Origin of the sequence: Elioraea sp. Yellowstone (assembly GCF_006704265.1) — a bacterium.
GTDB lineage: Bacteria > Pseudomonadota > Alphaproteobacteria > Acetobacterales > Acetobacteraceae > Elioraea.
This window is the reverse complement of the sequence record NZ_VIKA01000156.1, coordinates 1-7008: the sequence shown is the minus strand read 5'-3', so window position 1 is coordinate 7008 and position 7008 is coordinate 1. Positions and strand designations below refer to the sequence as shown.

6 protein-coding genes and 1 pseudogene are annotated in these 7008 nt (G+C 73.4%); 1 reads left to right on the top strand and 6 read right to left on the bottom strand.

The genetic code is table 11. The annotated features are described in order from the left end of the window. Positions 1–139: 139 nt before the first annotated feature. The 4 genes from FK498_RS16050 to FK498_RS16035 all read right to left on the bottom strand — a co-directional run bounded on the left by FK498_RS16050 (position 140) and on the right by FK498_RS16035 (position 4266). Positions 140–931 carry an EAL domain-containing protein gene (locus FK498_RS16050; RefSeq protein WP_161988449.1) on the bottom strand — a complete coding sequence of 264 codons (792 nt, stop codon included), beginning with the start codon at positions 929–931 and terminating at the stop codon, positions 140–142. 121 nt (positions 932–1052) lie between these two features. Then, on the bottom strand, positions 1053–2054 hold the full coding sequence (locus FK498_RS16045) for an NAD(P)H-quinone oxidoreductase (RefSeq protein ID WP_141856304.1): 1002 nt from the start codon (positions 2052–2054) through the stop codon (positions 1053–1055). Continuing rightward, positions 2054–3022 carry a tripartite tricarboxylate transporter substrate binding protein gene (locus FK498_RS16040; protein WP_141856302.1) on the bottom strand — a complete coding sequence of 323 codons (969 nt, stop codon included), beginning with the start codon at positions 3020–3022 and terminating at the stop codon, positions 2054–2056. The genes FK498_RS16045 and FK498_RS16040 overlap by 1 nt, the downstream gene beginning before the upstream one ends. Positions 3023–3078: 56 nt before the next feature. Further along, positions 3079–4266 (bottom strand): diaminopropionate ammonia-lyase, encoded by a 1188-nt coding sequence (locus FK498_RS16035; RefSeq protein ID WP_141856301.1) that lies wholly within the window; start codon positions 4264–4266, stop codon positions 3079–3081. 70 nt (positions 4267–4336) lie between these two features. On the opposite strand from FK498_RS16035, the gene FK498_RS16030 reads away from it, so the two are divergent. Further along, positions 4337–4597 (top strand): hypothetical protein, encoded by a 261-nt coding sequence (locus FK498_RS16030; protein WP_141856299.1) that lies wholly within the window; start codon positions 4337–4339, stop codon positions 4595–4597. A gap of 115 nt (positions 4598–4712) precedes the next feature. On the opposite strand, the gene FK498_RS16025 is transcribed toward FK498_RS16030, so the two are convergent. Together FK498_RS16025 and FK498_RS19415 are read right to left on the bottom strand one after the other, a co-directional pair. Then, positions 4713–6038 (bottom strand): ferric reductase-like transmembrane domain-containing protein, encoded by a 1326-nt coding sequence (locus tag FK498_RS16025; protein WP_141856297.1) that lies wholly within the window; start codon positions 6036–6038, stop codon positions 4713–4715. Next, a pseudogene (locus FK498_RS19415) lies at positions 6035–7008 on the bottom strand (hypothetical protein); the annotation flags it as partial. The pseudogene FK498_RS19415 and the gene FK498_RS16025, both read right to left, overlap by 4 nt.

Here is a 7008-nt window from a genome sequence, read left to right as displayed (position 1 = left end):
CGCTGATACCCTCCGCACAAAGGCTCGACCTTTGTGCGGAGGGTATCGCGCGCGGGGCTGGTGGGGCGGCCGCGCGCGAACATGACCCCGTACCAGCCCGCCGAAGGTCAAACCTTCGGCGGGCTGGTATGAGCCCCCGTCAGGGCGCCGGGGCGGCGAAGGCCGGCTCGAGGCGCGCCGGCCCGCCCGGCACGGCGCCGAACGGCAGGTGCAGCTCCCGCTCGACCGGCGCGCGTTCGTAGATCGGGTGGGCGAACAGGAAGCCCTGCATCTCGGTGATGCCGAGCGCGTGGAGGCAGCCGAGCTCGCCGACCGACTCCACGCCCTCCGCGATCACGCGCAGCCCCATGGGCTCGACCATGCGCAGGATGCCGGCGACGATCGACCGGCGCACGCGGTGCAGGTCGATCCCGCGCGTCAGCGTCATGTCGATCTTGATGATGTCCGGCTGCACCTCGGCGAGCAGGGAGAGGCCGTTGTAGCCGGCGCCGAAATCGTCGATCGCGATGCGGATGCCGAGGCGCCGCGCCGCCTCCACCGCTTGGCGCAGCCGCGGCGGATCGTCGATCCGTTCGCCCTCCGTCACCTCGAGCACCAGCCGCGCGAGGGGAAACCGTTCGGCCTCCGCCACCGCCGCGATCGCGCCGAGCACATCGGGCGCGTGCAGCAGCACGCCGGGCGAGACGTTGACATGCACGTCCGTGGCGATGCCGAGCGCCACGGCGCGGGCGAGCGCGTGGCGCGCGATCGCGATCTCCAGGCCGAAGCGCTGGCCGCCCTCGACCCGGTTCAGCACGCCGGCCGCAGGACCGCCACCGAGGCCGCGCACCAGCGCCTCCTGGGCGAGGATGCGCCGGCCACCGACATCGACGATCGGCTGGAAGGCGATGCCGAAGCCGGGCGTGGCCTGGTCGATGACCGCCTCGGACATCCCACGAATGTGCATCTCGCCCTTCCAACCGTGATCCCGGGAGCGCAGATCGCATGCTGCGACCGTCAACGTTAACGAAACGTTAGCCGGGATGACGGGCAGGCAGGGGGCGGACGCGGATTTAACGCACCTGCAACATGATCTTGCCGATATGGGCGCTCGATTCCATCAGCCGATGCGCCTCGGCCACCTCCGCGAGCGGGAAGGTGGTGTAGATCACCGGGCCGCAGCGTCCCTCGGCCAGGATCGGCCAGACCCGCGCGCGCAGTTCGGCCGCAATCGCGCCCTTCTCCGCGGTCGTGCGCGGCCGCATGGTGCTGCCGGTCACCGTCAGCCGCTTCGTCATCACCGGCAGGAAGTCGAACTCGTGCACCTTCGAGCCCTGCAGGAAGGCGATCTGCACCAGCCGTCCCTCGAGCGCCAGGCAGCGCAGGTTGCGCGCGATGTAGTCGCCGCCGACCATGTCGAGCACGACATCGACGCCGCGCCCCGCGGTCGCCTGCTTCACCTCCTCGACGAAGTCCTGGGCCTTGTAGTCGATCGCCGCCTCGGCACCGAGGCGCAGGCACGCGGTGCACTTGTCGACCGTGCCGGCGGTGGCGAAGACGCGCGCGCCGAACTCGCGCGCGAGCTGGATCGCGGTGGTGCCGATCCCCGAGGAGCCGCCGTGGATCAGCACCGTCTCGCCGCGCGCAAGCCGGCCGCGCTGGAACAGGTTGGCCCAGACCGTGAAGTAGGTCTCGGGCAGGGCAGCCGCGCGCAGGTGGTCGTAGCCCTCGGGCGGGGGCAGGCACTGGGCCGCCGGCACGGCGACGTACTCGGCGTAGCCGCCGCCGTTGCAGAGCGCGCAGACGGGATCGCCGACCGCCCAGCCCTCCACCCCCGCGCCGAGCGCGGCGACCGTGCCGGCGGCCTCCAGGCCGAGGATCGGCGAGGCGCCGGGCGGCGGCGGATAGAGGCCGCGGCGCTGCTGGATGTCGGGACGGTTCACGCCGGCGGCATGCACCTCGATCAGAATCTCGCCCGGGCCCGGTTCGGGCACCGGGCCGGAGGCGATGCGCATCACCTCCGGCCCGCCATGTCCGTCGAGCGCGACGTGGCGCATCGTCGCCGGCACGGCCATCAGTTCACCGTGATCCCGGCGTCCTTGATCACCTTCGCCCACTTGTCGCGCTCGGCGACCAGGAAGGCGCGCGCGCTCTCGGGCGTGGAGTCCGTGATCACCTCGGCGGTAAGGTCGCGCAGGCGCCGCTGCACCTCGGGCACGGCCGCGCTCTCGTTCACCACCCGGTTGAGCCGCGCCACCACCGCCTGCGGCGTGCCCGCCGGCACGTGCACCATGTGCCAAGTATAGGCCTCGTAGCCGGGCACGCCGGCCTCATCGAAGGTCGGCAGGTCGGGTGCCAGCGACGAGCGGCGCTTGGACGAGATCGCGAGCCCCTTCACCCGCCCGTCGCGCACATAGGGCAGCGCGCTCGCCGCGACATCGACGCTGAAGGCGATGCGCCCGGCGAGCAGGTCCGGCATCAGGGCCGAGGAGCCGCGATAGGGCACGTGCGTCGCCTTCACCCCGGCCATCGCCAGGAAGAGCTCGGAGGCGAGGTGCACCGCCCCGCCCTGGCCCGAGGAGCCGTAGTCGATCTCGCCCGGCTTGGACTTCAGCAGGGCGATCAGCTCCTGCAGCGAATTGACCGGCAGGTCCTTGTTGACGATCAGGATCATCGGCACCACCGCGACCAGCGCGACGGGCGTGAAGTCGTTGATCGGGTCGAAGGCGAGGCGCGGGAACAGCGACGGCATCACCGCGTGGGCGACCGTGCTGTAGAGGATGGTGTGGCCGTCCTTCGGCGCCTTGGCCACCGATTCGGTGCCGACCAGGGCGCCCGCACCGGTGCGGTTCTCCACCACCACGCGCTGCGGCAGGCGCTTGCTCATCTCCTCGGCGATCAGCCGCGCCGGGATGTCGGTCGGGCCGCCGGCGGCGAAAGGCACGATCATGCGGATCGGCTGGCTCGGCCACTCCTGGGCCTGCGCGGCGAAAGGCAGGGCCGCGAGCGGTGCCGTGGCGAGCAGCGTGCGTCGGGTCAGCATGGAAGTCTCCTCGTGATTGTCGGTTGGCGGCAGGCTGAGGGCGCCGGCGCGCGCGGTCAAGCCGGGGCGGAGGCGCCGACCAGGCGCGCATAGAGCGCCGGGTCGGTTGCCCCCTCGGTGCCGAACAGCAGCACCCGGCTCGACGCATCGAGGCCGAGCGCGGTGGCGGCGCCCCGATCACCGAGCGCGAGCGCAAGCCCGATCAGCCCCGCGACCGCGCTCTCGCCCGCCACCACCTGCGGGTCGCCGTCCACGCCGCGCGCGAGCGCCCGCATCGCCGGCGCGACCGCCTCGTCGGGCACGGCCATGAAGGCATCCGCGCGGTGCACGAGCTCGTCGAAGGCAAGGATCGACACCTCGCCGCAGGCGAGCCCGGCCATCAGCGTGTCGGGGCCGGGCGGCGAGGGTGTCGGTGCGCCCGCGACCGCGCTGCGCCAGAGGCAGTCGAAGCGGTCGGGCTCGACCACGATCAGACGCGGCGCGGCATCGCCGAAGTGCCGCGCCGACTGCGCGGCGACCGCGGCGGCGACCCCGCCGACGCCGCCCTGCACGAACAGGTGCGTCGGTGCGGGGCCGGTCCATTGCGCGAACGCCTCGTCCGCCATCACCCGGTAGCCCTGCATCACGTCGCGCGGGATCTCCGTGTAGCCGGGCCAGGAGGTGTCGGAGACGACGGTCCAGCCATGCGCCGCCGCATCCTCGGCGGCGCGGCGCACGGCGTCGTCATAGGTGCCGGGCACGCGGCGGACCTCGGCGCCGAACCGCGCGATCGCCGCCGCGCGGCCCTCGCTCACCGTCTCGTGGATGTAGATCACCGCGCGGCAGTGGAAGCGCTGCGCGCCCCAGGCCACCGAGCGGCCGTGATTGCCGTCGGTCGCGCAGGTGACGGTGATGTCGCGCGTGAGGTCCGCGTGGCGCCCGGCGGCAAGGTCAGCGTCGGTCGCGGTGATGCCACGCGCGGCGAGGGTGCGCACGAGGTGTCGTGCCACCGCATAGGCGCCGCCGAGCGCCTTGAAGCTGCCGAGGCCGAACCGGCTGCCCTCGTCCTTCCAGCGCAGCGCGGCGACGCCGAGCGAGCGCGCGAGCCCCGGCAGGTCGATGAGCGGCGTCGGCGCATATCCCGGCCACGAGGCGATGGCATCGCGCGCGGCGCGGAACCCTGCCTCGTCGAGCACGGGCACGCCGGCGTGGCCCTTCAGCGCATTCGCGTGCAGACGGAACGGCAGGGGAGGCAGCAGCGTCACTTGATCTCGCTCAAGTCCGGAAGAGGGCGCGGCCGCCACACTGGCGCGGAACCGGCTGCGGAGGAAGACCATGCGCATCGTGCTCGCCCTCGCCCTGCTCGCGCCATTCGCCGCTGCGCCGGCCGCGGCCGATCCGGGCGAAACCGCCTATCGGGAGGCATGCGCCTCCTGCCACCGCACACCCGCGCGCTTCATGCGCCGCTTCATCGACCTGTCGCCGGCCGACCGGAAGGCCGCGCTCGACGACTTCCTCAAGACCCACTACGCCGAGGACGACGCCAAGCGCGCCGCCATCATCGCCTGGCTGGAGGCGAACCACGTGCGGCGCTGAGCGCTACAGCACCAGCGCGCGCAGCGCGAACAGCGCGACCGCGAGCCACACCGCGCCGAGCAGCAGCCGCACGCGCGTGCGCATGCGCCGTTCGACGCGCGGCAGGGGCGGGCGCTCAGTCATAGTCGAACCGCTCGTAGCGGATCGCGCCGGGCGGCATCCCGAGCCGCTCGAGCGTCGCGGCGACCGCCAGCATCATCGGCGTCGGCCCGCAGACCATCGCCACCGTGGCCTTCGGATCGAGCCCCGCCAGCGCCTCGCGCAGGATCGCCGCGTCGAGAATGCCGCGCGTCGCACCCGCACAGAGCGGCCCCTCGTCCACGCGCAGGAACAGCCCGAACCCCCGCTCGGCGGCGGTGCGCGCGAGCTCGTCGCGGTAGAGCAGCCGCTCCGCCGTCCAGGCGCCGTAGACGAGCCGCACCGCGCCGGCGGCGGGCCGCGCGGCGAGGTCGCGCCAGAGCGACAGGATCGGCGCGATCCCCGCCCCGCCCGCGACCAGCAGCACCGAGCGCCGCTCGCCCGGGTCGAGCACGAAGGCGCCGTGCGGCGCATCGACCCGCACGGCCGAGCCGAGCGGCAGCGATCCGATCCTGCGCGTGAGGTCGCCGGCCTCGCGGATGATGAAGGCGAGGCGCGGATCGCCGGGTACGGAGGCGATCGAGAACGGGTTGTCGTCCCAGGGCGCGCGCCGGCCGAAGGCGAGCCAGGCGAACTGCCCGGCGGCGAAGGGAAGCGGGGTGCGCGAGGGGCGATCGAGCACGACCTCCCAGTAGTCCGGGCCGATCGGCGCGACCGCGGCGACGCGCCAGCCCGCGCGCGCGTCGCGGATCGGCTTGATCGCCCAGGTCCAGACCAGGGCGAAGGCCGCGAGCGCGAGCCCGCCGAGCCAGACGGCGCGCAGCGGCGCGGCCTCGCTGTAGAGCCCGACGCCGAGCGCGTGATCGACGGCGAAGGCCGCCGCCGCCAAGCCCAGCGCCGCATGCAGCGCGCGCCAGCGCTGATAGGCAAACCCGATCCGCCCGCGCGCGAGCGAGGCCGCGACGACCACCAGCAGCAGCACGAGCGCGATCACGCCGCTCTGCATCCGCTCCGCGCGCAGCATGCCCATCAATCCGCGCAGCGCGAGCTCCGGGTTGGTGAGCAGCGGCGGGGCGACGAAGGCGAGCGGGTGCAGCAGCACCATCGCCGCGAGCGCGATCCCGGCCGACCGGTGCACCCGCATGGTGCGGTCGATGCCGATCCGCCCCGACAGCGTCTCAAGCCGCCCCGAATGCGCGAATTGCAGGAGCATCAGCCCGAGCGCGGCAAGCCCGAGCCCGATGCCGAGTTCCGCCTGCACCGCCTCCGGTGGCTCGCCGGAGGCGATCGCGAGCAGGAGCGGCGCGCAGGCCGCGACCAGGAAGAGGACGGCGACCAGGGTGGGCGGCAGGCCGCGTCTCATGCCACGCGTTCCAGCACCAGCCGATGGCCGCCGAGGCGCGAAAAGAGGCCGGTGCGGCAGGTCAGCACGACGATCTGCATCCGCTCCGAGGCCGCGCTCAGGATGTCGAACATGCGCGCGATGCGGTCATCGTCGGAGAACACGAGCGCGTCGTCCAGGATCACCAGCGCAGGACGGCCCTGGCGGTGCAGGATCTCGGCGAAGGCGAGGCGCACCAGCACCGCGATCTGCTCCCGCGTCCCGGCGGAAAGGATGTCGAAGGTCTCATCGCGGCCGCCGCGCGACAGGCCCGATGGCTGAAGCGTCGTCTCGTCGAGCGTGGCGCGCGCACCGGGGATCAGCGCGTCGAGCCAGGAGGCGAGGGTGCGCGCGACCGGTTCCAGCCAGGAGGCGGTCGCCTCCTGCTCGGCCTGGGCGAGCGTCTCGTCGAGCAGGTTGAGCGCGGCGCGGCGCGCCTCGAGCTGGTCGATCTCGCGCCTGAGGCGGTCGCGTTCGCCGTCGGCGGCATCGATGCGCTCGTCGATCCCCTCGGCCTCGATGCGCGCCAACCCGCCCTGGATGCCGGCGATCTGCTCGGCGATGCGCCGGTCCTCGTCCTGCGCCGCCTTGAGCGCCTTCTCGCAGCGCTCGATCTCGATCTTGGCTGCGCTGCGCGCCTCCGGCGTGGGCGCGGCGAGTGCCGCGGCGCGCTCCTTGTGCCTGGTCGCCTGTTCGTGGGAAAGACGCACCCGTTCCGCGAGACGATCATCCGCTTCGCGGGCCCGCGCCTCGTCAAGGCGGGCAGCGAGTTGTCGCGCGGCCTCGGTCTTTGCCTCGGCCTCGGCCGCACGCCGCTCCGCCTCGCGCGCCGCGGCCGCCGCCGCCTCGCGCGCGGTCCCGACCGGCAACGGCGGCTCCGCCTCGGTCATGCCGACCTGGGCGAGCTCGGGGTCGAGATAGGTCACGCGCGGCAGGGCGGCGTAGTCCACCT